This is a genomic window from Phycisphaerae bacterium (genome assembly GCA_017999985.1).
In the GTDB taxonomy this organism is placed as follows: Bacteria; Planctomycetota; Phycisphaerae; order UBA1845; family Fen-1342; genus JAGNKU01.
The window spans coordinates 273613-300448 of the sequence record JAGNKU010000001.1 but is presented as its reverse complement, the minus strand read 5'-3'; the positions used below and the strand labels follow the sequence as shown (position 1 = coordinate 300448).

At 67.7% G+C, this 26836-nt stretch carries 21 protein-coding genes; 16 read left to right on the top strand and 5 right to left on the bottom strand.

All coding sequences use genetic code 11. From position 1 onward, the window contains the following. Positions 1-298: 298 nt before the first annotated feature. Positions 299-1468: a response regulator gene (locus KA383_01145; protein ID MBP7744707.1), complete on the bottom strand. Its 1170-nt coding sequence runs from the start codon at positions 1466-1468 to the stop codon at positions 299-301. Positions 1469-1796: 328 nt separating this feature from the next. On the opposite strand from KA383_01145, the gene KA383_01140 reads away from it, so the two are divergent. The 4 genes from KA383_01140 (at position 1797) to KA383_01125 (ending at position 9603) form a co-directional block, all read left to right on the top strand. Beyond that, positions 1797-4073: a response regulator gene (locus KA383_01140; GenBank protein MBP7744706.1), complete on the top strand. Its 2277-nt coding sequence runs from the start codon at positions 1797-1799 to the stop codon at positions 4071-4073. 109 nt (positions 4074-4182) lie between these two features. Further along, on the top strand, positions 4183-6432 hold the full coding sequence (locus KA383_01135; protein ID MBP7744705.1) for a hypothetical protein: 2250 nt from the start codon (positions 4183-4185) through the stop codon (positions 6430-6432). Positions 6433-6653: 221 nt separating this feature from the next. Further along, positions 6654-7949: a hypothetical protein gene (locus KA383_01130; protein MBP7744704.1), complete on the top strand. Its 1296-nt coding sequence runs from the start codon at positions 6654-6656 to the stop codon at positions 7947-7949. Positions 7950-8229: 280 nt separating this feature from the next. Next, positions 8230-9603, top strand: coding sequence for a right-handed parallel beta-helix repeat-containing protein (locus KA383_01125; GenBank protein ID MBP7744703.1), 1374 nt, complete (start codon positions 8230-8232; stop codon positions 9601-9603). A gap of 91 nt (positions 9604-9694) precedes the next feature. On the opposite strand, the gene hutH is transcribed toward KA383_01125, so the two are convergent. From hutH to KA383_01110, 3 genes are all read right to left on the bottom strand, one after another. Beyond that, on the bottom strand, positions 9695-11257 hold the full coding sequence (gene hutH, locus KA383_01120) for a histidine ammonia-lyase (protein ID MBP7744702.1): 1563 nt from the start codon (positions 11255-11257) through the stop codon (positions 9695-9697). A 327-nt stretch (positions 11258-11584) separates the two neighbouring features. Continuing rightward, positions 11585-13579, bottom strand: coding sequence for a DUF2961 domain-containing protein (locus KA383_01115; GenBank protein MBP7744701.1), 1995 nt, complete (start codon positions 13577-13579; stop codon positions 11585-11587). Between the two features lie 197 nt (positions 13580-13776). Beyond that, entirely contained in the window at positions 13777-14391 is a 615-nt protein-coding gene (locus KA383_01110; protein MBP7744700.1) for a PEP-CTERM sorting domain-containing protein, read from the bottom strand. Positions 14392-14599: 208 nt separating this feature from the next. Here KA383_01110 and KA383_01105 point away from each other — a divergent pair, with 208 nt between their 5' ends. The 12 genes from KA383_01105 to KA383_01050 all read left to right on the top strand — a co-directional run bounded on the left by KA383_01105 (position 14600) and on the right by KA383_01050 (position 25697). Then, positions 14600-14920: a hypothetical protein gene (locus KA383_01105; GenBank protein MBP7744699.1), complete on the top strand. Its 321-nt coding sequence runs from the start codon at positions 14600-14602 to the stop codon at positions 14918-14920. 57 nt (positions 14921-14977) lie between these two features. Further along, a complete protein-coding gene (locus KA383_01100) occupies positions 14978-15751 on the top strand; it encodes a prepilin-type N-terminal cleavage/methylation domain-containing protein (protein MBP7744698.1) in 774 nt (257 codons plus the stop codon). Positions 15752-15798: 47 nt separating this feature from the next. Then, on the top strand, positions 15799-16419 hold the full coding sequence (locus KA383_01095; GenBank protein ID MBP7744697.1) for a hypothetical protein: 621 nt from the start codon (positions 15799-15801) through the stop codon (positions 16417-16419). Between the two features lie 32 nt (positions 16420-16451). After that, positions 16452-17204 (top strand): hypothetical protein, encoded by a 753-nt coding sequence (locus KA383_01090; GenBank protein ID MBP7744696.1) that lies wholly within the window; start codon positions 16452-16454, stop codon positions 17202-17204. A gap of 518 nt (positions 17205-17722) precedes the next feature. Continuing rightward, on the top strand, positions 17723-20215 hold the full coding sequence (locus KA383_01085) for a chemotaxis protein CheA (protein MBP7744695.1): 2493 nt from the start codon (positions 17723-17725) through the stop codon (positions 20213-20215). A gap of 12 nt (positions 20216-20227) precedes the next feature. After that, entirely contained in the window at positions 20228-20743 is a 516-nt protein-coding gene (locus tag KA383_01080; protein ID MBP7744694.1) for a purine-binding chemotaxis protein CheW, read from the top strand. Between the two features lie 81 nt (positions 20744-20824). Beyond that, the gene (locus KA383_01075) at positions 20825-21304 is read left to right on the top strand and encodes a chemotaxis protein CheD (GenBank protein ID MBP7744693.1); all 480 of its coding nucleotides are present in this window, start codon (positions 20825-20827) and stop codon (positions 21302-21304) included. Then, the gene (locus tag KA383_01070) at positions 21301-22155 is read left to right on the top strand and encodes an HDOD domain-containing protein (GenBank protein MBP7744692.1); all 855 of its coding nucleotides are present in this window, start codon (positions 21301-21303) and stop codon (positions 22153-22155) included. The genes KA383_01075 and KA383_01070 overlap by 4 nt, the downstream gene beginning before the upstream one ends. 10 nt (positions 22156-22165) lie before the next feature. Beyond that, complete coding sequence (locus KA383_01065; GenBank protein ID MBP7744691.1) at positions 22166-22588, top strand: response regulator; 423 nt, start codon at positions 22166-22168, stop codon at positions 22586-22588. Between the two features lie 254 nt (positions 22589-22842). After that, positions 22843-23217: a hypothetical protein gene (locus KA383_01060; protein MBP7744690.1), complete on the top strand. Its 375-nt coding sequence runs from the start codon at positions 22843-22845 to the stop codon at positions 23215-23217. Positions 23218-23388: 171 nt separating this feature from the next. Beyond that, a complete protein-coding gene (locus KA383_01055) occupies positions 23389-24678 on the top strand; it encodes a tyrosine--tRNA ligase (GenBank protein MBP7744689.1) in 1290 nt (429 codons plus the stop codon). 50 nt (positions 24679-24728) lie between these two features. After that, positions 24729-25697: a class I SAM-dependent rRNA methyltransferase gene (locus tag KA383_01050; protein ID MBP7744688.1), complete on the top strand. Its 969-nt coding sequence runs from the start codon at positions 24729-24731 to the stop codon at positions 25695-25697. On the opposite strand, the gene KA383_01045 is transcribed toward KA383_01050, so the two are convergent. After that, entirely contained in the window at positions 25674-26648 is a 975-nt protein-coding gene (locus tag KA383_01045) for a glycosyltransferase family 2 protein (GenBank protein ID MBP7744687.1), read from the bottom strand. The two genes, KA383_01050 and KA383_01045, sit on opposite strands and share 24 nt — an antisense overlap. Between the last annotated feature and the right edge of the window lie 188 nt (positions 26649-26836).

Here is a 26836-nt window from a genome sequence, read left to right as displayed (position 1 = left end):
GGGTCCAACGGGACGGAGTCGGAGCGGAATCGGGTCCTGGAGCCTTTCCCCGGGGGCAGGCGACGACGAAGCGATGTAGCCGGCCGGGGCCACGGCGGAGGTGGCCGCGGCTGGCGGCGCGCTCCACCGGGCCCGGCCAGTCGCCGGACGATGCGCGGGGCGAGCCCGCTCTGACCGGCGGACGCCCGCAGGCCTTTCCAGTTTGGCCAAGGTGAGACCGGCGGGCCGTCACCAGGTCCTGTCCGCCTGGCGCCTGCTTCTGACGGAAAATCCCCCACGGCCGACTCCCTGGGTGCCGTCAGGTGGACTTACTGCGGCTGCCGCGCTTCGAACCGCGTGTCGTCGGACGTGGCTCGGGCTTCGCGGCCTCCGCCTCGGCCGGCTGCTCGGCCGGGGATTCCGCCCGGCGGCTTGTCGCGGGCCGCGCCGACATGCACAGGCGGATCAGCTCGGTGAGCTTGCCCCGAATGACCGTGTCGTCATCGCCGCGTTTAAGCGCGTGCTCGATCGCGATGGCGGCGTCCGTGATGGCACCGAAGCCGATCCCGGCCGCCTCGCCCTTGAGCTGGCGGGCCTCGCGTTCGAGTTCGCTGTAGTTCTGCGTGCCGTACGCGGCCTCCAGCCGGTTGACAGTCTCGCCCAGCCCGGCCACGAAGCCGTCAATGAGGTCGGTCATGCCGGGATCATCGAGAAAGGCGCTGACCAGCGGCTCAGCGCGATTGCGGTCCACCACCGCGGATAGCGTCTCGCGGGTCAGCGGTTTGGCCAGGAAGTCGTCGCACCCGGCGGCGAGACACCGGGCCCGGTCCTCCGGCTCGCACATCGCGGATACGGCGACGATCGAGCGAACGTAGCCCCTGCTCCGCAGCGTCTGGACCGCGGACAGGCCATCCATTTCGGGCATTTCCAGGTCCATCAGGATCAGGTCGTACGTGTTCGCCAGTGCATTCTCGATCGCCTCGATGCCGTTGCATGCGCAGGTCAACTCGACGTTCATGGTCTGGAGGAGATGCTCGTAGAGCTTGAGCGAGACGCGGCTGTCGTCGACCGCGAGAATCCGCGAGCGGGTGGCCGTGGGCGCGAACGACGCCGGGTCAATCGGATGGTCGAACCGCACGAAGATTTCGTGCACGCCCGTGGTGCCGGCGATGTACCGGCAGCCGGCCACCCGGCCGCTGACGGTCTGCCAGTTGTTGCGGACGGTGACGAGGTGGACGCGGCAGACGCAGTCGGTGTGCAGGAGGTTGCTGGCCAGGAAGTAGATGCCGGCGGAGCCGAGCTTGCGCGAGGGCACGATAAGGGCGTCGGACTCGTCGCGGGACAGGTCGACGTCGACACGCAGGCCCGGGATGCGGTACGAGTGGAACTCCCCGGCGGCGTCGCGGCCAGCGTCCGGCCGCGCGTCCTGCGCATCCAGCTCTCCGAGCAGCTTTCGCAGCGCGGCGTCGTTGAGTCTGAGCTTGCGCATCGTATCTGGCGGGTCCCGTGGGGGCGGCGCCCTGGGCCATGGCAGCCGCGCGGCGCGGCCCGGCCCGGTATCCGGTGTCCGTCCGCCAGTGTCTATCGGGTATTCGGGCGAGCGCATCCAGCGCCGGACGACGCGGCGGGGCGTGGGGGCGACTTCCGCGGGACGAGCGACCCGGTTTAGCGGACGAGTCGCGGCCGACCGCAGCGGTAGCGTTGCCCGCCGCCGATCCAGCCGACGATATGCGCGGGCCGGACGGCGCGCGCCCGATGCCGTTATCGGGCGACCGAACGGCGCGCGGTCGGGCGAGGAGTCCACGAAGGTGCCACACGTGAAACAGACGCGCAGATCCCTGGGGCGGCAGACGCGCATCTTGCACGTTTTCGAGATGGCGGCGTCCTGTGGCGACGCTTTCACGCGGCTGTCGGGCAGCGAGCTGCCGTTGGTGTGTCAGTCCAGCGTGACGCTGGTGGAAGCGATCCTGGACTACCGCACGGTGGTCATGCTCGGCGACGACGGCGCGGGACAGGTACGATTGCTGGCCGAGCTGGGGCTGACGGCGGACACGCGGCCGCGGTGGACGGTGGGGCACCCCGTCCTCGCGGACCTGTGGCGCGACATCGACCTGCCGACGATCGTGACGCGCGATGCACCCAGCTGGAGCCTGGCACAGGCGCGCCGCGACCTGGGCCTGAGCGAACCTTTCCTGGTGGTTCCGCTTGGCTGCGCGGATGCGGCGGATGCGTCGCGCGGGTTGCTGTTCGCGGCCGGCGCGCCAGGCGGCTCCGACCCGGTGATCGATTTGCTGACGCTGGACCTGATCGGCAGCCTGATCACCGGTGCGCTGGTCAACTGCCGGGCCCGCCGCGCCCTGGAACAAACGAACGCGACGTTGCGCAGCGAGATCGCGGAGCGCGAGCGCGCCCAGGCGGAACTCAAGACCAAGGCCCACGAGCTGTGGGCCGCCAACCTCGAGCTGCGCGCGCACGAGGAGCAATTATGCGCGCAGCAGGCGGAGCTGACCGCGGCCAACCAGGCCCTCGCGGAGGCTTCCGCGCGGGCCAAGGCGGCCAACCAGGCCAAGAGCGAGTTCCTGGCGACGATGAGCCACGAGATCCGCACGCCCATGAACGGCGTGATCGGCATGACTGACTTGCTGCTCGACACGCCGCTGACGTCCGAGCAGCGCGATTTTGTCACGACCATCCGGGACAGTGGTGAGGCGCTGCTGTCGATCATCAACGATCTGCTGGACCTGTCGAAGATCGAGGCCGGGCGCATCGAGCTGGAGCACGCGCCGTTCGACTTGCGCGCCTGTCTGGCCGCGGCCCTCGACCTGTTCCCAGGGGCGGCGCAGCCCGGGCTCGAGCTCACCTGTGAGATCGATCCGCGCACCCCGCAGGCCCTGGTAGGCGATGCGCTGCGCCTGCGCCAGGTGCTGGTCAATCTGCTCAGCAACGCCGTCAAGTTCACGGAGCGCGGGCGGGTGGTCGTCTCGGTCACCGCGCAGCCCTGCGCCGAGGGCACGTACGACGTGCGCTTCGCCGTGACCGACACCGGCATCGGCATCCCCCCGGAGCGGCTCGCGACACTGTTCGTTGCCTATGCGCAGGCCGACCCATCCACCGCCCGCCGGTACGGCGGCACCGGCCTCGGGCTGGCGATCTGCAAGCGCCTCGTCGAACTGATGGGCGGCACGATCGGCGCGGAGAGCGTGGTGGGCCAAGGCTCGACGTTTCACTTCACGCTGCGGCTTGCGGCCGCCAACGTTCCCGTGCGGCTGCAATCGAGCCGGCGGGAATTGCCGGCCAGCCGCCGCCTGGCAGACGAATACCCGTTGCGCATCCTGGTCGCGGAGGACTTCGCCCTGAGCCGCAAGCTCGTGGTCGCGATCCTCGCGCGGCTCGGCTACTCCCCGGACATCGCCACGGACGGTCGCGAGGTGCTGGCGGCCCTCGCGCGGCACACCTACGACGTCGTGCTGATGGACATCCGAATGCCGCAGGTGGACGGTCTCACCGCGGCGCGGGAGATTTGCGCGACCTACGCTCCGGAAGACCGGCCGTACCTGATTGCCCTCACCGCGAGTGCCCTGCCCGAGGATCGGCGTGCGTCCGCGGAGGCCGGGCTCGACGATCACCTGACCAAGCCGCTGACACTGGCTGACCTGCGCGAGGCCCTGCACCGCGCCGTGGAGGCGCTGCGACGCCGGTCTCCTGAGAGGCGGTCGGCCCCGCCGGCGTCGGCGGAGCCTTCGGCGGACCTGTTCGAGGGGGCGCCGTGGCGCGAGCTGTTCGCGCCAAACACGCCGGATTACCGGGCGATGGTCGAGAGTCTGCTGGATCTGTTTCGCGCGGAGATCCCGCCCTTGCTGTCGGCGATGCGCGTGGCGGCGGCCGAGCGGGACGGTGACGGGCTGTGTCGCGCGGCGCACGGGGTGAAAGGTTGTGCGAAGAACCTGGGCGCCGCGCAGATGGTCGCGTTGAGTACCCGCCTGGAAGACCATGGCCGGGCGGGCGTGCTTGACGAATCCTGGCGCTTGCTGGAAGAGCTGGAGTGCGAGTTCAAGCGCGTGTGCCAGGCGATGGAAGGCGAAGCCGCCGATTAGCGGAACGCGGGGGACGCGGGGATTTTGCCGCCAGAAGGCCGCCGGGACGGCGCGGCCGGCTGCTATAATGGGGCTCGGACTGACCCCTGCACCTCTGGAGGTCGAGAGCATGCGCAGCCCGAGTCGAGTTGTACTCATGGTGGGGACGATCTGGTTGTGGCCATGGGGCCTGGCCGCGGCCGCTGAGACGCCGCGCCGCTACGACGGCTGCCAGGTGGCGCGCGTCTGGGGGACGGATGAGCAGGCGTTGGCGCCGCTGCTCGCGCGGGGGGCGGATCTCTGGACCGAGCACGTGGGCCGCGGGCCCGTCGACGTGCTGCTGCCGCCGGGGATGCTGGCGGAGTTGGAGGGGCTTGGGGTCCCGTACCACGTCTGGATCGAGGACGTGCAGCACTTGATCGATACCGAGCAGGCGGCGGCCCCACGCGGCTGGTTCGACGCCTACCACGCCTACGACGACATCGTGACGTATCTGAACCAGCTTGCGGCGAGCTACCCAGACCTCGCCGCGGTGATCAACGTCGGTACGTCCCTCGAGGGCCGGACCATCTGGGGACTGCGGATCGCGGGACCAGCGCTGCCGCCGACCAGCCCAGCCGTCGTCTACTTCGCCGGCCTGCACGCCCGCGAATGGATCGGGCCGACTGTGCCACAGTACGTGGCCACGCACCTGCTGGCGAATTACGGCCTCGATCCGGCGATCACCGACGTCGTCGACCACGTCGAGTGGTTCCTGATCCCGGTGGGCAACCCGGATGGCTACGTCTACACGTGGACAAACGACCGGCTCTGGCGGAAGAACCGGCGCGACAACGGCGGCGGGGTTTTCGGCGTCGACATCAACCGCAACTTCGGCATGGGCTGGGGGCTGAACGGCTCCAGTGGCTTGCCCAGCTCGCAAACGTATCGTGGCCCAGCCCCGTTCTCCGAGCCCGAAACCCAGGCGCTGCGCGACTTTTTCATCGCGCATCCGCAGGTCCGCGCCATGAACGACATTCACAGCTACTCGCAGCTCATTCTCTGGCCTTGGGGCTACAAGCCGGAGTTGCCGCCGGACCAGCCAGCGTACCAGGCCGTCGGGCTCGCCATGCAGCAGCTCATTCAGAGCGTGCACGGTCTCACCTACACCGCCGGACCGATCTATAGCACGATTTACCCGGTGAGCGGCGGCTCCGCGGACTGGACGTATGGGGTGCGCGACATCTTCTCGTTTTCGTTCGAGCTGCGCGACACGGGCACGTATGGTTTCATCCTCCCGGCCAGCCAGATCATCCCGAACAACGAGGAGGTGCTGCCGGCGCTGCTGCACCTGACGAACTCGGCGATGGTCCGCGCGACGCAGTTCCGCTTCCCGGATGGGTTGCCCGCGCAACTGGTCGTGGGCGCGGACACGCCGATCGCCGTCACGATCACCTCGGCCGACGAGGTGCTGGACGTGGGCACGGCCCTCTTGCACTACCGGTATCACGCGGACGAGGCCTTCACGGTCGTGCCGCTCACGCATCTGGGCGGCGCCTCATTCCTCGGCGCGCTGCCGCGGACCCATTGCGGCGCAACCCCCGAGTACTACTTCAGCGTCGTAGGCGACGCCGGCGTGACGCTGGCCCCGGCCGGCGCGCCGGGGGACCTCTATGCGGCGGGGATGGTCAGCGGCACCACCGTGTTCGAGGATGACCTGGCCGCCAACCCCGGGTGGTCAACGGAGGCACAGTGGGCGTGGGGGCAGCCGACGGGCGGCGGCGGGGCCCACGGCGGACCGGATCCCACCAGCGGGCACACGGGGCCGTACGTGTACGGCTACAACCTCGCCGGCGACTACACGAACAGCCTGCCCGAGCGGCACCTGACCAGCCTGCCGTTCGATTGTCGTGGCCAATGGGGCCTGCGGCTGTCGTTCTGGCGCTGGCTGGGCGTCGAGCAGGCGCCCTACGACCGGGCGGCGGTGGGCGTCAGCCGCGACGGCGTGAACTGGGTGACGGTCTGGCAGAACACGACGGAAGTGGCGGACAACGTTTGGACGCTGCAGGACTTCGACATCTCCGCCGAGGCGGACAATCAGCCGACGGTTTACCTGCGCTGGACGATGGGGCCGACCGACGCGGGCTGGGCGTACTGCGGCTGGAACGTGGATGACGTGCAGGTCTATGCGACGGGTTGTGCGGAGCTGCCCGGCGACGTGAACTGCGACGGCCGGCTGGATTTCCGCGACATCAACCCGTTCGTGCTGGCGTTGACCAACCCGGTGGCGTACGCGGCGGCGTTCCCGCACTGTGACGTGAACCACGCGGACTGCAACGGGGACGGCAGCGTCGGCTTCGGCGATATAAATGCTTTTGTACTCTTGCTTAGCGGGCCGTGAGCGTGAAGTTGGGGTTGCATTCGGCAGTCCGGGCCCGTAGGATAGTGGCTTGAGGAGGGTGTGCCCGGGTACGCTGGGCCGCGTCGGGACGGCAGAAGCACGGCAGGGTGCACCGTACGGTCATCAGGGTCCCGTTTGCGTGGAGCGCGCTGCGCGCGCCCGGTCGGGCGCTCATGTCTGAATGCACGCGGCGACGCGTTCGCGCGTAGAGGAGGATCAGAATGGTGAATCGGAAAGAGTGGATGCATGTGAGTTTGATTGTGGCAGTGGGCTGTGTCGTGGGCACGGCGTTGGCGCTTCCCCCGATTCCGGCCTACGTGGTCGTGCGACAGGGCGACACGCTGGGCGTGTCGACCGTCAGCACGCTGAACTCGCCGTTTACGGATGGCAACGGCCGGGTCGGCTTCGTCGGGAGCCTGGCGGACAGCCAGCGCTTCATCTGGTGGAACACGGGACCGGTGTTCTTCTCCAATGACGCCCTGCCGGATGTGCTGACCGGCGGCGAAAGCACGATGGGCGTGAGCGACACGGGCGGGTTCATTTACAGCCCATCGGTGAACGGCAACGACGCGGTCCATACGCACGCGGGCACGTTGCTCCAGAAGGGCGACCCGATTCCGCCGCTGCCGGGGCTGTTCAGCTCCTTCAACAGCCGGCCGACGATGTTGCCGGACGGGACGGCGTACTGGGTGGGCGGCTCGACGCCGACCCAGGGCAGCAGCACTTCGACGAACCGGCACCTGTTCAAGGCGACGGACCCAAGCAACCCGGCGTCGATTACGCGCGTGCTTGGTGGCGGCGACCTGATCAACGGGATACCGATCAAGACGACCGCGAGCAATTTTGACTACTGGATCTCGGACAACGGGCTGCACCACATCCACGTGCTCGACATGGACACGGGTTCCACGACCAACAACGAGCACGTCTACCTGGACGGCGCGTTCGTCGCGCAGGAAGGCCACTCGGCCGGCGGCGGCGAACTGTGGGAGAGCTTCGACATCGTGGGTGTCAACAATGCCGGCAACTACATCTTCACCGGCGACACCAACGGTGCGGTGGCGACCGACGAGTTCCTGGCATACAACGGCGTGATCGCGGTGCGCGAGGGCAACACGCTGGACGGCCATACGCTCCTGTCGGGCTATGCTCTGCGAGCCGCGAGCATCAACAATTTCGGCGGCGTCGTGCACATGTGGGGCCTCAGCGCCGACGAGCATCTGTTCTACGGCCTGGGCGATGATCTTGCCAATTCGGTTCAGTTGCTGCAGACGAATGACGAGATCGACACGAACGGCGATGGGGTTTCCGACTACCTTGTCACCGACTTCAAGGCGAGCACGACTATCGGGCCGGGGCTGTGCCTGGCCGAGGATGGGTTCGTATATGTGGAGGTCGGCCTCGTTCCGATCGGCAGCACGGGCGAAATCGAGGCGATTCTGCGGCTGGCGGTGCCCGAGCCGGGCGCGCTGACGCTCTTGGCGCTGCTGGGCGTGATCGCCCTGCGCCGGCGGTAAGACGAGGCGCATCCGCGGCCCGGTCCGAGGCCGGGGTGCGGTGCGCTGTGGGTATTGCGTGGATGCCGGGTCGACCCATTCGTCGGCCCGGCATCTTCTTCACAGGGAGTTGGGCCGGCGCGACAAACACCCGCTGCGCGGGCGATTCAGGGGCGCGCAACTATCGGACGCAAAATATATTTTGAGACCCGCATCTCTGTCGGTATATTGCAGGAGGGCGTCGTGGTGCTGCGGCACCGCATTTCGTCCGCCCTGCGGCGCAACCTGGAGGAGGAAGAACATGGCCGGGGTTAACCAGTTCATCGCCCTTTCGTGCGCGTTCGCACTGTTGTGCGGCGCGACCGCCCTGGCAACCGACCGGCATGTGCCCGGCACATACGCCACGATTCAGGCGGCCATCAATGCCTGTGTCGCCGGCGACACGGTCATCATCGCCGATGGCACCTACACCGGCACCGGCAACAAGAACCTCGATTTTCACGGTCTGGCGATCACGGTGCGCTCGGCGAGCGGCGCTCCGGCCACCTGCATCATCGATTCCGGCAACAGCGGCCGGGGCTTCTACTTCCACAGCGGCGAATCCGCGGCGGCGCTCGTACAGGGCCTCACCATCCGCAATGGGAATGTGGTCTACCCTGGCGGAGGCGGTGTGTACTGCATCTCCGCCCACCCGACGCTGAGCAACTGCGTGATAACGGGCAATACAGCCCAGTTCTTCGCGGGCGGGCTGCACTGCGAGCACGCCAGCCCCACGTTGCTCGACTGCACGATCAGCGGCAATGCGGGTACCGGCGGCGGTGGCGTGAGCTGCGAAGCCTCCTCCAACGCGAGCCTGACGAACTGCCTCATCGTGGGCAACACGAGCATCAATAACCTTGGCGGCGGCATCTCCAGCGTCGATTCCAGCCCGACATTCACCCACTGCTGGATCGCCAACAACACGGCCGGCAACGGCGGCGGCGTGTACTCCGCGAATTCCGGTGTGATCTTCACCGGCTGCATCATCACGCGCAACACAGGAACGAATAACGGTGGCGGTATTTACTGCGCCGCCGCCGGCACAGCGTTGCGGAACTGCACGATCGTGGGCAATATCGCCGGCACCGCTGGGGGCGGCCTCTACTGCCAATCCTCAAGCCCGGTCGTTACGAACTGCATTCTCTGGGCCAACACGCCGCAGCAATTCGACGGTTATTTGGGCAGTCCGGTCGTGACCCACTGCGACGTACAGGGCGGCTGGAGCGGCGACGGTAACATCGACGCCGATCCGCTCTTCCGCGACCCCGACGGGCCGGACAACGATCCGAGTACGATCGCGGATAACGATTACCGCCTCACGTTCGCTTCGCCGTGTCTCGACGCGGGCGATAATGGCGTGGTGCCCGCGGGGTCGCTCGACCTCGATGGCCACCCGCGCATCGCGCGGTTCGTCGTCGACATGGGCGCCTACGAAATCCCGTTTGGCGATCTCGACTGCAGCGGGACGATCGGCTTCGGCGACATCAATCCCTTCGTCCTGGCCCTGAGCAATCCGCCGGCGTATGCGCAGATGTACCCCGACTGCCCGCCGCTGCACGGTGATATGGATGCCGACGGCGAAGTCGGGTTTGGCGACATCAATCCGTTTGTGGCGGCGCTGACCGGCGGTAAGTGAGGCCGGGAATACCTGAGCACGGGCCACTGGCCGGAGCCACACTGGGATGGGCGTGGCCGCGTGCAGCCTCCCCACCGTTCCCTGCGTCGCTTCACTTCCCCACATTCGGCTCGGGCAGGTCCATGTCGCGCGACAGCAGCAGCGGGCCGACTTCCGCCTCCACCGCTTCGAGAATCGCGTTTGATTCGATGAGCTGCCGGATCGCCTCGATGTCCGGGTACAGCACGCGATCGTCCTTCAGCATCGGCACCTTCGACCGGATCAGGTCGTACGCAACCTTCGTGCCCTTGCCCGGCCGCTTGCCCGGGTAGAAGTCGAACGCCTGCGCGGCACACATCATCTCGACCGCCAGCACCGCCCGCACGTTCCGCAGGATCTCCCCGCACTTGCGGACCGCGATCGGCCCCATGCTGACGTGGTCCTCCTGGTCCGCCGACACGCTGATCGAGTCCACCGACGCTGGATGCGACAGCACCTTGTTCTCGGAAACCAGCGCGGCGGCCGTGTACTGCGCGACCATCAGCCCGGAGTTGAGGCCGTTGCCCTGGACGAGGAAGTCGGGCAGGCCGGAGAGCACCGGGTTGAGCAGGCGATTCGTGTGCCGCTCGGACAGGTCGGCGGCCTCGGCCAGCGCGATGCACAGGAAGTCGACCGCCATGCCGATCGGCTGGCCGTGGAAGTTGCCGGCCGCGAAGTATTGCTGCTCGTCGGGGAAGAAGAGCGGGTTGTCCGCGGCGGAGTTCGCTTCGATGTGGACCATCTTGCGGACATGTTCCAGCGTATCGAACGAGGGGCCGAGCGCCTGCGGCGTGCAACGCATGCTGTAGCCGTCCTGCACCTTGCCGGTCTTGTCCGCCATGATCTGACTGCCGGCGAAGAGGCGCACGAGATTCGCCGCGATGGCGTTCTGCCCGGGATACGGCCGGGCGCGGTGGATCGCCGGATCGAACGCCCGCTCGACGGCCCGCAGCGCATCGAGCGTCATGGCACCCGCGATGACGGCGTTCTTCAGCACGCGCTCGGCGTCATAGCACAATAACGCCGCGCCGCCGGTCATCATCTGCGAGCCGTTGATCAGACCCAGGCCCTCCTTGAACGTGAGATCGGTGGGCTGCACACCGGCCTTGCGCATCGCATCGGCGCCGGACATGAGTTCGCCCTTGTAGTACGCGCGGCCCTCACCGATCGCGACCTCGGCGAACTGCGACATCGGCGAGAGGTCGCCACTGACGCCGAGCGAGCCTTTCTCATTGATGTAGGGGATGACGCCCTTGTTGAGCATCTCGACGACGGTGTCAAGCAGGCTGAGCCGCACGCCGGAGTAGCCCTTGGCGAGCACATTGGCGCGCAACAGCATGGCGGCGCGGACTGCGTCCTCCGGAAACGGCGCACCCGTGCCGGCGGAGTGGCTGTAGACGATCCGGCGGCTGAGCTCGGCGCTCTGCTCCGGCGAGATGCGGACGCGCGCCAGCTCGCCGATGCCGGTGGTGACGCCGTAGATGGCGATGCCGTCCTTGACGCACTTTTCGAGGAAATCGCGCGAGCGCTGGACCTTGTCGCGCGCCGCGCGGGCAATGGCGACGGTGGCCCAGTCGCGCGCGACGGCGACGATCTGCTCGATCGAAAGCGAGTTCCCATCCAGGTTGACTTGCATGCTCAGACCTCACGCGGTGGTTGGATGTGTCCCGGCGGATCGCGCGGCGGGCACCAGCGACGCTGGGGCGGCGCGTCGAACGACCTTGATGGTTCGGAGTATATCCGAGACCCTCGGCGGTGTGACCCGCGCGCATCGGCGCGCTCCTGCCGGGCGGGGACGCTGTTCGCGGGAATCAGAAGCGGCGGGAAAACAAAATGTCCGAGCGGGGGGCCGACAGGCCGGGGGGGAAACCTGTACGTGCCGCGCTCCGCTCGGACACATTTAAGTATATAACGCTTTCAGAAACTTACCAGTGAAAAATCGCTATTTTCGTCGAGATTTCTGCTATTTGACAGGTTCCAGTCGCAGGTAGTCGAGACCGAACATGTGACCCGGGATGGCCTTCTCGTTGCGACCAATGATCTCAACGGCCAGTTTGTTGTCCTCGGGCAACAGGTTGAATACGCCGATCAACATTTCGTCCGAAACCGTCACGCCATCGTTGTAGAAATCGAACGGCTCGGCGGCAGCCTGGTCATTGACCGACAGCTTCACGATCCCGTAGTCGCCGGCCTTCACGAAGCGACCAAACACGCGGTACTGGCCGGCTGCCGGCGCGGGAAACGCGAGCACGAGTTTGTCGGCGGGCTTGCCCTCGCGCCACCAGAGGTGGCGCTCGCCGCTGCACTTGTCGATGTCCTGCGGGCCGACCTGGCCGGTCTGCGCCAGGATGCGGAGCTCCTCGCCCTCCAGCGCACCCGCGACCTTCGGCGGCACGTAGGGTGGCAGCGTGACGAGTTGGAGGTCCGCCGGTTGCGGGGCCGTGCGGTTGCTGGTAGCGCCCGGGCGCGCGTACCAGTAGGTCATGACGGACATCTCCGGCACGATGCCTTCCCACCAGTGCCAGAGCTCCATGTCGAAGCGAAAGTCGCGCTGGAACGGGATGCGGTCGAGAATGTGCCAGCGGTTTACGGCCGTGATGCCGTAATTGCCCGGTCCGTCACAGCGTGGCTGCGCGTGGTAGGCGTTGGTGTAGAGCGCGGGCGAGCCCCAGGCATAGCCGTAGTAGTCCTCGGTGCCCGTGCCGAAGTGGCTGGGGAACTCCTCGCCGTCGACGTAGATCTTCTCGTCGCCCTCGCCCCACCAGGCCTTGGACGGGTTGGCGAGTGTGAACGCCGCCCCGACGAAGATACCCTGGCCCTTCACGCTGACGTAGTTCCAGTCCTGGAAGGGACGCGTCGGGACGTCACGCGACACACGCCAGCCCGCGCGAAAGTACATGGTGCGGTCTGTCCAGGTATACGGCGCCGCCTCCACGTGGCGTTGATTGAGCGTGATCGCCTGCGCGCCCGCGTTGCGGACCACGACGCGCGCCGTGCTGCGGAAGGGCATGACCCAGTGCGACCACAGCACGCCCTCCGCAGTAACACCTAGCGGCAGCGACTCGTAGGGCCGCGCGCCCGGACCCGCGCCGAAGAAGTCGCCCAGCGGGCAGACGACCGGGGACTGGTCGTCGAACTCCAGCACGAGCAGCAGCTCGCGCAGGGCACGCTCGCGCTCCGCGGCCTGCACCTCGAACGCGAGCCCGCGGATCGCGGCCGGCGCACTGGCCGACTTCCACACTTCCAGCTCCTTCCCGGGCTGGACGATGGCTGCCTTCTCATCGCGCGGCACCGCGCGCTCGCCGGACGCTGCCGACGGGGCGGCGAGCGCTTTCGCGACCGCGGTCACGTCCGCCGCGAGGGCCTTCAGATCGTCCGGTGTGAAGGTCGTGACGGCGGTGCCGGCGGGATACGTGCGATAGTTGACGTGGTAGTAGAAGCCGCCTTCGGTGTTCGTGATGCGGCAGTGCGTGGCGTAGGGGATGGGGAAATAGCTGTTCCAGCCTCGGCTCGCCTCGTGTGCGATGGGCGTCGGGATGCCGGCGAACTTCCCGCCGAGCAGATCGGCCATCGGCACTTCCAGTGTTGGCTGGGCGCTCTTGTCGAGGTAGATGCGCAGGGTGCCCTTCGGGTTGGCCGACCAGATGCGGACGATGGCACCGGGGCCGTCCGCGTCCATCATCACATACTCCTTCTGGCCGTCGTGCTCCTCGATGCGCAGGTACTGATTCGCATCCGCGTTGGCGAACCACTTCTCCTGGTCGGCCGGTGACGTCGAGGCGCGATCGTAGCTGGAGAACTGGCGGCAGGTGTAGGGCGGCTCGGGAAACTCGGCCAGCGCTCCCAGGTCCGCCATCTGAGCCAATAAACTGCGGGTCGTTACAGGGTCCGCCGGGGCGCTGCCCGCGGCGAGGACCGCCACGAGGATCAAACCGGTGATGATCGCCAGGTTGCGCATGGTACAACACCTCCACGTGATGAATGCTTCGCGATGGCTTGGGCACGAACCCACGTTCCGGCGCCGCGCTCGGAATCGAACGTAACGGTGAACCCTACCCCCGCGCCCGGCCGCCGTAAACCCGGCGCCCCAATGAAAACGGCCCACGACGCGTCGCCGTGGGCCGATTCATGCGACCTGGAGTGGTGGTCGCGCTGCTATCTTCGGCGGAGCAGACCGCAGACGCCCAGACCCAGCAGGGCCAGGCTGGTCGGCTCCGGAATGGCGGACGAAGTGAACGCGGCCGTGAACGTATACCCGTTGGACGTGGGCACGGGGTTCGCGAAACTGAACGCGAACGTCTCGTCCGTCAGTCCAACCGGCAGGCCCGGTCCCGAGATCGTTACCGCCTGCCCAAATACGTCGGATGCACCGAATCCGAACAACGCCAGCCCCGCGAAATCAAAGTCGATCTTTAGGATCTGGCCGCCCCCGTCGGTCACACTCTTGAAAAACTCGAGCGTGCCGGCGGAAAGCTGTCCAGGACCGATAAGCGTCAAGGGGGTAAGTGTAAACGTGGCGTCGTTCCAACTCTGACCCGTGAACGGTACTTCCAGCGTCAGGCCAGTGCCGCTCCAGCCGCCGGTGAAGGAAGCGCCAGCGAGCGTGAAGAGCGGAGTCGCGCCATCCGGGGCCGGATCGGCGAACGTCGCCACGGTGTTCGCGCTGGCGGCGGTCACGATGGCTAACATGCCGACAGCAAGCAAAATACGTGCGGTAATTTCCAGTTTCGTGGACATCTTCCACTCCTTGGGAACCACGTTCGTGTCCATCGCGGGCTGCCGTGCTGCCGGCAACGCGCGGAGCCCCGCTCGAACCCGCGGCTCATTCGGTTTTAGGACCGTCGGTCATCGGAATTCAAGCTCCATGAATTGATGTGTGCGTCCACCGCGACCCGTTGACAGGCCCGCACGCGAGGTTATGATCCTTAATACTTCGTAATACCACTGGGTGTTGCTACGTGCCTCGGGTTTCGGGTTGATGCTTCCGTCGCGTCACTGGGTTGTGCTCGTCGTGCTCGGCGCATGTACGCCGACGCTGGTCGCTCCGATCCAGGGCTGGCACCATCATGCCGCGACACCGGCTGATGACGAGCGCGGCGGCGATCCCGGCAGCCCCCACGATTGTTCGTTGTGCGCGCTCGCGCCGGCCATTGTCGCCGAGCTGCCCGTCGGCCTGGAGCTGGCGGATCCGCGGCCGGCGCTGGCAGCCGGTGATGCACCAACGATCATCACTCACACGCGCAGCGCTCCCGTGGCGTGCGCGCGCGCCCCGCCGTCATCTCTCCTCCCCGCAGTGTAGTTCTGCACTCACAATTACCGAGCTTCCGCGCTGGGCCGCAGTTCCCGGAGGAGCGACATGGCCATGGTGACCGGCCGGCAGCGCCCCGCGCTGCGCGGGTTCACGTTGATTGAGTTGCTAGTCGTTGTGGCGATCATCGCCCTGCTCGTGTCAGTGCTGCTGCCGGCGTTGGGGCGCGCGCGTCAGCAGGCGCGCGCGGTGGTCTGCGCGAGCAACCTGCGCAGCCTGAGCCTCGCGGCGTTCATGTACGCTGAGAGCCACAACGGCTGGCTGCCGGAGTTTGGCTACATGCACGGCGGCGGGGAAGCGCATGCCGCGCACTCGTGGATCCTCGAGATGACCCGCGAGTACGGCGACAATCGGAACGTTCTGCGCTGTCCGGCCGATGCGAGTCCGCACTGGACGCAGCCGTTGACGCCGCAAAGCGGCCCCCTGCGCCGGACGAGTTTCGCGACGAACTTCTATGTCGCGGCGGGCGGGATCGACAGTCCGCTCTGGGAGCGCGACGGGCACGCGTACAACCGCTTGGATTGGATTCGCCGACCGGTGGCGACGGTTCTTTTTGTCGAGCTGGCTGAGACCGGGCCCTACGCGCTAGCGGACCACGTGCACCCGGAGCTCTGGGGCGAGATGCACCCGGCGGAGAAGCGCGAGGCGGCGACCCAGGTAGTCCTGGAGCGCCATCTCGGGCGGGGAAACTATGGATTCATCGACGGGCACGCCGCGCGGCATTCATTCGAAGAGACGTTTCTGATCGATCAGCAGCCGACCGACCCCGGAGGCACGGTCACCTGGCTGTTCAACAAGTATGACCCGACGGTGGCGCGTTGAGCGCACGGCGCATTGCGCGTCACTTTCACTTCGGAGGTTTGAAACCCATGACACGATTTGCTTTCGCATTGACGGTCCTTACTGTTGCGGCGCTTACGCCGGCGATTACTTGGGCGCATGCCCACGGCGAGGACTTTCTCATTGGCGTGAATGCGCCGACCAACCAGCTCGAGGTCGAGTATGACCCGGACCTCTATCCTTTTGCGTTGCCGCGCTCAGAACACCTATTGCTGGTTGGCTGGGCGCTCGACGATCCGGGCCTGATCGGACTGGATGGGCCGGATCCGGACGACCCGGATTTCGTGCCGGTGGACGCCGCGGCGGACATCGGATTCGAGTTGCTGGCGGTGAGCGGCACGGCGTTCAAGGTGTGGAATCCGCTGGGGCCGGGCGAGACGGGCTTCCAGATTCTGGCGGGGCAGACGTACAACTTCCCGGGCCTGGGGGATTTTCACGAGCACGTCTGGTGGCACATCGACACGACGGACCCCCACTACGACCCGACCGTGACGGCGTGGGACGTGACATTTCGGTTTGTGGATCTGCGGACCGGCGCTGCGCATCTGGCCAGCGATCCGGTGACGGTGACGTTTGCGCCCGAGCCGAGCGCGGCGTTGTTGCTGGCGGCGGGCGTGCTGGCAGTCGCGCGTCGGCGGCAAAGCGTCTAGCTTGCGAGCGGTGTGATTTCGGAGGCATTCCCATGTGCAGTTTCAGCAGTATACGTAGGACGGTGGTGGGACTCCTATGGCTGTCGTTTGCCACGGTCGCCGCGCTTGCGCAACACTCGGGTGATATCGGCGTCGGGCACTCGGCGGCAGGGCAGCTCAAGTGTCGCCTGTCCGACGCGCAGAATCCGTGCTTTGAGCCGGCGGTCGGGATCGGCCTGTTGACGCCGATCCCGGACCCGACGGCGCCGACGAGCTGGCGGGCGACGAGTCCCGGCTTCGATGCGAACTTCGCATCCGATCCGGCGCAGGACTACTTCCTGCTTGACTACGGGGCGGCGATCTACCTCGTCGCCTACGAAGACTTGCAGCCGGCGTTTCGCGTCAAGTATGGCACGACGACCGTCCACGAGGCGGGTGAGTCGCTGCCGCTGGGCTCTGCGACCTTGCACCGCCACGTGATCTTCGTCGTGGACTGCGCGGACCCGCTCTACGACCCGCTGCGTACATTGTGGTACGGGACGTTCAGCCTGGAAGACCGGGGCAGCACCGGCTACGCGGATTCGGAGCCGTTCACGCTCCGCCTCTCCGTCGTGGAGTGCGAAACGGGCGACGTGGACGGCAACGGTGAAGCAACCTTCGCCGACATCAATCCGTTCGTCAGCGTGCTCGTCGATCCGGCGGCGGCGAGCGTGGCAGCCCGCTGCGGTGCCGACGTGAATCGCGACGGTTATGTGACCTTCGCCGACGTTAATCCATTCGTGCTGCTGCTTACTCAGGGGTCGTGAAGCCCCACCGCGCGGGGCGTGTTGTGGACGCCGACTGAGTGGCCTCGTGCGTGGCCGCGGCGGCGTTCGGGGTTACAGGACGTGCATGCGGCGCTGGCCGACGAAGGTGGGACCCTCGTCGGCCGCGCTCCGCGCGAGTCGTCCGTCCCCGGACGCATTATCGGACAGCCAGGTTGGCGCAGCGGCGCCGTTTGCACAGGGCGGTGGCAGCCGGCGGCGGTGGGACCGGGCGGGTGGCGAGTGCGATTCCGCAACGGCGGGGACCTATTCAATTGTCGCCGCCCGCCGATCGATAACGCTGATGGTTGTTGGAAGCGCGGCTGACCGGCCACGGCCGGCGCGCTGCGCTCTTCACGAGCGACCGTTGGCCGCGACACGGCCACGGCCGTCTGATCCGGGCTGCACGGCCGGCGCGCGAGGTCGCGCGACAGACAGGACTAACCACGCTGCGGCGCGCCAGCCCGGTTGCGGTGCGCTGTACGGACAGAAACACGGACCCACATGCGCATGGGGCAGTCATGAAACAAGCAGTTGAAGCGGCAATCGCGGGCCTGCACGAGGCAATCTCGACGCCCCCGGAGAGGAACGACCTGGGGCGCCTGGCGCGCATGCACTCCTGGGGCCAGAGCCTGGTCGAGGCGGCCTCCCCGGGCGGTGGCGCGGTCGTGAGCCCGCCCATCGGGCAGATGGCGGAGAGCCTCGTGCTGCTGCTGGAACGCCTGATTCTCGACGAGGCCGCCAACCCGGAACTCGGGATTGCGCTCGTCTCCGAAGCCGCGTGCCTGATTGAACAGGCCCATCAAGGCCAGACGGTTGCCGCGGACTCGCTGGTGACGCGCATCCGCGAAGCCGTCAACGGCCCGGCGGCGGGGGCCGGCGCGCCTCCGGCGCCGCCGGCCGTCGCCCCGTCGCCCGCGCCGCCGCCCAGTGCGCCGGTGAACGCGGTGACGCCGGCCCCGGCGCCGCCGTCGGCGCCTGCGGTGCCCGAGCGCGCGGCGTCCGCCCCTGGGGCCGCAGCGCCCGCGGCGCCGGACGAGACATATGTCAGCGAGCCGCTGGTGCTCGATCTGAGCGAGCGCGAGCACCTGGTCGGCTTCCTCGACGAGTCCACCGAGCACATGGACGCGATCGAGGCCGGGTTGCTCGCGCTCGAGACAGACCCGACGGACACGACCAAGATCGACGAGCTCTTCCGACCGTTCCACACGATCAAGGGCATCGCCGGTTTCCTGAACCTGCGCGACATCAACCGGCTGACGCACGAAATCGAGACGATCCTGGACCAGGGCCGCAAGAACGAGCTGCGCATCACGGCGGGCACCGTGGACCTGATCTTCGCCAGCGTGGACGTGCTGAAGGCGCAGCTCGACGCCATCCGGCGCTACATGGCGGCCCCGACCGGTGGGCCGTGCCCGCAGCCGGAGATCAGCGCCGTCATGAGACAGCTCCGGCGGGCGGCCCAGCCGGGCGCCGCGGCTCCGGCGGCGACCGCGCCAGCCCGCCCGATGCTCGGCGAGCTGCTGGTGGCCGAAGGGGCCGCGACGGCGTCCCAGGTGCACGCGGCGCTGCGGACGCAGGAACGGGATACGCCGCCGCAGCGCAAGCTGGGCGAGGTGCTGGTCGACGAAGGCGCGGCCAGTGTCGGCGACGTGGAGCGGGCGCTGTCGCAGCAGTCGGCGGGCAAGCCGGTGATGGATCACTCGATCCGGGTGGACACGCACAAGCTGGACATGCTGGTGGACGCGGTCGGCGAGCTGGTGATCGCGCAGTCGATGGTGTGCCTGACCGAGGCGGTGACGGGCGACGAGAAGCTGCACCGCAACGTGTCGCAGGTGACCAAGATTGTCCGCGACGTCCAGGAAACGGCGATGGCGATGCGGATGGTGCCGATCGGACAGACCTTCCAGAAGATGCGCCGGCTGGTGCGCGACGTGGCCCGCAAGGCCAACAAGCAGGTCGAGCTGGTGATTAACGGCGAGGAGACCGAGCTGGACAAGAACGTCATCCAGCAGATGTCCGACCCGCTCGTGCACATGGTCCGCAACGCGGTGGACCACGGCATCGAGCCGGTGGCGGACCGCCTGGCGGCCGGCAAGCCGGAAGTCGGGCAGGTGCTGCTGAACGCGTATCACCAGGGCGACAGCATCGTGATCGAGATTCGCGACGACGGGCGCGGGCTCGATCCGCAGAAGCTGATTGCCAAGGGTATCGAGCGCGGGCTGATCACGGCCGACGACCAGCTCTCCGACCAGCAGGCCTTCGCGCTGATCCTGCAGCCCGGCTTCTCCACCGCGGAAGTCGTGACCGACATTTCGGGACGCGGGGTGGGGATGGACGTCGTGCGGCGGAACGTGGAACAGCTCCGCGGCAAGATCGAGATCCAGTCGGAGAAGGGGCGCGGCAGCGTCTTCTTCATCCGCCTGCCGCTCACGCTGGCGATCATCGACGGCATGCTGGTGCGCGTCGGCAGCGAGCGCATGATCATCCCGACGATCCTGATCGAACAGTCGCTGCGGCCGGAGCCGCGGCAGATCACGAGCGTGCAGCGGCGGGGCGCGATGCTGCAGGTGCGCGGCGAGCTGTGCCCGCTGATCCAGCTCGGGGCGCTGTTCGGCTATGGCGCGCCGATCGACCCCTGCGAGAACCTGGTGGTGATTGTGCAGTGCGAGGGGCAGAAGATCGCCCTCGTGCTGGACGAGCTGATCGGCCAGCAGCAGGTCGTGATCAAGACGCTCGGCGAGCGTTTCAAGAGCGTGCAGGGCGTGTCCGGCGCCGCCATCCTCGGCGACGGGCGCGTCGGTGTGATTCTGGAGCCGACCGGGCTGCTGGCGCTGCACAAGCAGCGGGGCAGCGCGGCGTACCAGGCCCCCACCGTTTCCCCCGGGTCGGCGGAGCGGCCGCCGTCCCCGCTCGACACGGAGCCAGACGAGTACGGTTGCGACGCCGTTGGTGCGGCGTTGCCCAGCAGCGGTGTCGCGTGCCCGGCCGAGCCGGTCACCGCGCCGGCCTAGGAGTGTGAACCCATGCAAGCAGCGCAGATCGAGAAGAGCAGTCGGAGCCGCAACACCGCCCAGGGCGGCAAGTACCTCACGTTCAGCCTGGCCGCGGAAGAGTACGGGCTGGAGATCCTGAAGGTCCGCGAGATCATCGGGATCATGGACATCACGGCGATGCCGCAGATGCCCCCGTACGTCAAGGGCGTGATCAACTTGCGCGGCAAGGTGATTCCGGTCATCGACCTGCGGACGAAGTTCGGGCTCGAGTCGGCGGAGTACACGGAGCAGACCTGCATCGTGGTCGTCGATGTCGGCTCGCTGGTGGGGGTGATCGTGGACACGGTGCAGGAAGTCCTGGACATCGATGGGACGCAGATCGATCCGCCGCCGCCGTTGGGCGCGTCGGTCGATACGACCTTCATCATGGGCATGGGCAAGGTCAAGGACGACGTGAAGATCCTGCTCGACATCGACAAGGTCCTCGGGTCCGAGGAGCTGGTGGCCGCGCTCGAGGAAGCTGCCGGCGCCGCGAGCGAGTCGTAGGCCCGTCACCGCCGACCCGTTTCATCCGCGCCGCGCTGTGCCGCGTGGCGCGGGCGAACGGGCGCGCCCCGCAGAGTCCGTATGGCCCTCGTGGTCGTTGACATTGCCGATCTGGCCGTGGCCGCCGAGCCGGGCAGCAGCCTGATCACCTATTCGCTGGGCAGTTGCATCGGCCTGGCGATCTGGGATCCGGTGGCGCACGTCGGCGGCATGCTGCACTACATGCTGCCGGAGTCGCAACTGTCGCCCGAGAAGGCCCGCAGCAGCCCGGCGATGTTCTGCGACACGGGCGTCCCGCGGCTGTTCAAGGCGGCGTACGAGCTGGGCGCGGTGAAGAGCCGGCTGGTGATCAAGGTCGCCGGCGGCTCGCAGTTGCTCGACGACAACGGGACGTTCAACATCGGCAAGCGGAACTACCTCGCGCTGCGGAAGATCTTCTGGAAGAACGGCGTCATGATCAGCGCGGAGAACGTCGGCGGCTCCGTGAGTCGCACGTTGAAGCTCGACGTGGACACCGGAGTCGTCACGGTCAAGTCGCGCAATCAGGAGGTGCCGCTGTGAGTCCCGTGGTGGTCGATCGGATTGTCGAGCGCGTGAACGCGCTGCCGCACCTGCCGGCCACGGTGCTGCGCTTGGCCGCCGTGGTCAGCGACCCGCGCAGCACGCTGCCGCAGATCGTGGACGTGATCCGCTACGACCCGGCGCTGACGGCCGAGGTCCTGCGGCTGTGTAACTCGGCGTACTACGGCCTGGAACGCAGCGTCGAGTCGCTCGACGACGCGGTGTGCCTGCTGGGCACAGTCCGCGTGTTCCAGCTCGTCATGGCCACGCATGCCCGCACGCTGATGAGTCCGCCCCAGGAGGGCTACGGCCTGCCGGCGGGCGCGCTCTGGTCGCACGCGATTGGGGTCGCGGTGACGGCGCAGATCCTGGCGCGGCGGATGCGGCTGACGCAGTACGGGATGCTCTTCACGGCCGGCCTGCTGCACGACACGGGCAAGCTGGTGCTGAACGAGTTTGTGCGCGAGGAATACGCCGAAATCGTGCGGCGGGTCAGCGAGGACCGGACGTCGTTCCCCGAGGTCGAGCAGGAGCTGCTCGGCTACACGCATGCGGAAGTCGGGGCGCGCCTGGCCGAAACCTGGAGCCTGCCGGCTTCGATCGTGCGCTGCATCCGCTATCACCACGACCCCGGCGCACTGCCGACACCGGACGCGCTGGTGGACGCCGTCTATCTGGCGGATGCGGTTTGCCTGCTGTTTGGTGTGGGCACCGGGGACGACGGGCTGGCCTACCGGGCCGACCCGGCCGTGCTGGGGCGCGCGCACCTGACCGAATCGGACCTCGAAGGCATCGGGGCCGAGGCCATTGGCGAATTGCGCGCCGTCCAGGCGCTGTTTGCCAAGAAGTAGGAACATTGCCATGCCTGCGAACATACTGGTTGTAGACGACTCCGGAACGATGCGCGGCATGATCAAGCGCACGCTGACGATGTGTGCGCTCGACATTGGCGAGGTCTACGAGGCGGGCAACGGCATCGAGGCGCTGGCGCAGATGTATGAACACCCGATCAGCGTGATTCTGCTGGACATCAACATGCCGGTGATGAATGGCATCAAGCTCCTGCAGCGGATGCACGTCGACCAGCGCATGCGTGATATCCCCGTGATCATCGCCTCCACCGAGGGCAGCGAAACCCGCATCCAGGAACTCATGGCCGCCGGGGCGCGCGGCTTTGTACGCAAGCCATTCCGTCCCGAGCAGCTCCGCGACGTGCTCATGCCCATCATCGGGCGCCCAGCGCAACCCGCCAACCAGGCCAGCGACGACGACCAGGCGTTCTGACAGCGCGCAGCCAGCGCGCTGTGCCGCATGGTCACGGGGGAATTCGTTGCAGGCCATACCCTTCCGCCCTTGACACCGCCCGCCGTGACGCGTAAAGGTAGTCTTGCCGGTAGAGTCACACGCTAGCCGGCGATCTGTTACCTTTTCCATTTGAGATTGGAGAACAGCCCATGCCTAGAGCCAAGCGCCGCCCCAGGGTTGCCAGCCAGACACGCCGTCCGCGCAAGCGGGGCCGCTCGTACGGACCGGTGGACATGCGCGGCGCCATCAGCAGCCTGCAGCACGCGCGCGGCCAGCTCATCAGCCAGCGTGACCTGCTGGACGCCCGCATCCAAGCGGTGGACAGTGCGCTCGCGGCCATGGGCGCGGCCCTGCCGCGCGGCCCCGTCGCCGCGGGCCCACGCCGCGGGCGGCCCGGTGGCCGTGGCCCGCGCCCCGGCTCGCTGAAGTCCGTGATCACGACCGTCCTCACCGGCAAGGGCATCATGGCCGTCAAGGACATCACGGCCGGCGTGCTGAAGGCCGGGTACAAGACCAGGAACAAGACGCTGGCCAAGAGCGTGGGCATTGCCCTGGCCGAGATGAAGAACGTCGCCAAGATCGGGCGCGGCCGTTTCCGCCTGAAATAGAGCGGCCGTCATCGCACGGCGCACCGGGTGGGTGTCGCCGGGGCGCGCGGGCGTGGCGTGGCCACGGATGCTGCCGCCCCGGTGACACTCTGGTCTTGCCCGGCGGGTGTGCGGCGCGCGCTGCCGCTGGGCCGTTTCCGACGACACGTTCCTGCCGCTACAATCCACCCTATGATGACTGACTTTCTATCCGACCTCGAGCAGCGCCATCTCATCCACCAGGTCTCCGCGCCCGAGCTGGCGGAGCTGCTCCGCACGCGCCGCGTGGTGGCGTACGCGGGTTTTGATCCGACAGCCGACAGCCTGCACGTCGGCAGCCTGATGCCGCTGATCACGCTGATGCGCTTTCAGCGCGCCGGGCATCGGCCGATCGGCCTGCTCGGCGGTGGGACTGGGCTGATCGGCGACCCGAGCGGCAAGGAGGCGGAGCGGACCCTGCTGACCCGCGCGCAGGTCGAGCACAACGTGGCGGGCATCCGGCGCCAGATCGAGCGCTTCCTCGAGCTCGGCCCGGACGAGGCCCTGGTCGTCAACAACGCGGAATGGCTCTGCGAATTGAACCTGGTGGACTTCCTGCGCGACATCGGCAAGCACTTCTCGGTCAACCAGATGATCGTCCGCGACTCGGTGCGCATGCGGCTGGAGACGCGCGAGCACGGGCTGTCGTACACCGAGTTCTCGTACATGCTGCTGCAGTCCTATGACTTCCTGGCGCTGCACGATCGGTACGGGTGCTTGCTGCAGATGGGCGGCAGCGACCAGTGGGGCAACATTCTCTCGGGCGCGGACCTGATTCGCCGCCTGCGCGGCGTCGAGGCCTTCGGGCTGACCACACCGCTGCTGACCCGCGCCGATGGCAAGAAATTCGGCAAGTCGGAAGAGGGGAACGTCTGGCTCGACGCGGAACGCACCAGCCCGTACCAGTTCTACCAGTTCTGGCTGAACGCGGACGACAAGGACGTCGTGCAGTACCTGAACACGTTCACCCTGCTGCCCGTGGAGGAGATTCGCGCGCTGGGCGCGACCGTGACCGCGGCGCCCGAGAAGCGCGCAGCGCAGCGGGTGCTGGCGTCCGAAGTGACGCGCATGCTGCATGGCCCCGAGGCCCTGGCCCGCGCGCAGCGCGCCACGGACGTACTGTTCAGCAAAGACGCGGACTATCGCCAGCTCTCCGCGCAGGAGCTGCGGGAGGCTTTCCACGGCGCGCCGAGCACGCCACTTGCCGCCGCCGCGCTGGGCACGCCCGCCGCCGGTCTGCTCGCGGCGGCAACCGACGCCGGCCTCTATCCGTCGCGCGGCCGCGCGCGGCAGGAGGTGGCCGCCGGCGGTCTGTCGGTCAACAACGTGCCGGTGCGCGATGCGGGCTACACTTTGTCTGCCTCCGACCTGCTGCCAGGTGGCTACGTCATTCTGCGGAAGGGCAAGAAGCACTTCCACGTGCTACGCGTGGCCACAGAATAATGCCGCCGCGCCCGCCGTCGCCGAACCCGCCGCGCTTCTCTCCAGATCCCGTGCCGGCCCTCACCGCCGCGCTGGCGCGCCGCGCGGCCATCCTGGCCGAGCCGCAGACCAACGTCTGCCGGCTGTTCCACGGCGCGGCCGAGGGCGTGGACGGCCTGGTGATCGAGCGGCTGGGCGCGGTGTTGATCGCGCAGTTGCACGCCGGACGGCTGGCGGTGGACGCGGAGCAGGCGCGCGACCTGTGCGCACTGGCCGCCGAGCGCGTCGGCGCGACGGCGGTTTACCGCAAGGTCTATCCCAGGGATCGCAGTGCGCCGCGCGCCGCGCTGGACCAGCAGCACCGGGACGCCACGCCGTGGTGGGGGCAGCCCGCATCGCCGGAGTTCGCGGTGTACGAAGCCGGGCTGCAGTTCCTGGTGCGGCCCTACGACGGCTACGCGACCGGGCTGTTCCTGGACCATCGCCACGCGCGGCAACGCGTGCGTGAGCTCGCCGCCGGGCGGCGCGTGCTGAACGTGTTCGCGTACACGTGCGGGTTTACCGTGGCCGCGGCGCTGGGCGGGGCACCGGCTACGGTCAGCGTGGACATCTCGAAGAAATCACTTGAATGGGGCCAGCGCAATCTGGCGGCCAACGGCATAGCGCTGGATACCCACCGCTTCATCTGCGACGACGCGTTCGCCTACTACCGTCGGGCGACGCGGCAGGGGCAGCGTTTTGACTTCATCATTCTGGATCCACCGACCTTCGCACGGCAACGCACAGCGCGCGGCGTGTTCTCATTGACCGACGATCTGGCGCGGCTCGTGGCGGGCGCGCTGACCTTGCTCGATCCGGACGGACTGTTGCATCTGTCGGTGAATCACCGGGGCACGAGCCTGGAGCGGTTGGAACGGGTGGTCGCGGAAGCGGCATGCTCCGTGGGGCGCACCTGCGCGGTCGCCGCCCGCCCGGCCCTGCCGGACGACTTCTGCGGCGACCCGGACTACGCGAAATCAGTCCTTTTTCGCATCGGTTGAGCCGGGCGCCGGTGCCGGGCGTACGATGTAGATCGGCCGCTGCTTGACTTCTTCATACAGGCGCCCGACATACTCGCCCAGAATCCACAGCACCATCAGGTTCACGCCGCCCAGAATCAGCACGGCGGCGAGCGTGGAACTCCAGCCCGGTGGAATGTTGTCCGTGAACAGCCGGGCCCACAGGATGAAGATCAGGTACCCGAGGGCGGCCAGCGACACGAGGCCGCCTGCCAGTCCTGCCACGCGCAGTGGCCAACTGGAAAACGAGAAGATCGCATCGGCGGCCAGCCGGAACAAGGCGCGGGTGGAGTACTTGGTTTCGCCGGCCAGGCGGGGCGCGGCGTCGTACGGGACTTCGGTGTAGGCGAAACCGATCCACTGCACGAGCGCGCGGTTGCAGCGGCAGCGTTCGCGGCATGACAGGAACGCATCAACCGCCGGGCGACTCATCAGTCGGAAATCAGCCGCGCCGGGCGTGACGCGCAGATGCGTCAGCGCGGACAGCAACCGATAGAACCACCGCGAGCCGGCGCGCTTCAAAACGCTCGCATCGGCGGGCGCACGCCGGATCGTTTGCACGACTTCGTAACCCGCGCGCCACTGCTGGACCAGCGCCGGAATAACCTCGGGCGGATGCTGCAGGTCGCCGTCCATGGTGATGACCGCGGCGCCGCGCGCGTGTTCCAGGCCGGCCACGAGCGCAGGCTGATGACCGAAGTTGCGCGACAGGTGCACCAGCCGCACGCGCGGGTCGTCACGGGCGAGGCGCTGCACGTGTCCGGCCGTGTCGTCCAGGCTGCCGTTGCCGACGAAGATGATCTCGTAGCTCAGCGCGAGCTCGGCCAGCACGGCGCGGATGCGTTCCACCAGCGGCACGATGTTTTCGCGCTCATCGAGGACGGGCACGACGAGTGAAAGGGTGACCGCCGGATTGTCGCCGCCAGGGGCCATGGTCCGCCATGATACCGCGTCGTCGCGGGCCCGGGGTATTGCGCGGGCCCGCCGGATTTTGGCGGCGGGGCCGCATTGACACACCGCCGCGCCCGTTTCAGAATACGCGTCTGATCATCGAAGCGGCTGTTTCCCTGCCGGCGCGGCGGGGGCCGCGGCGAGTGGGTCCGTACACGGAGCCTGGACAT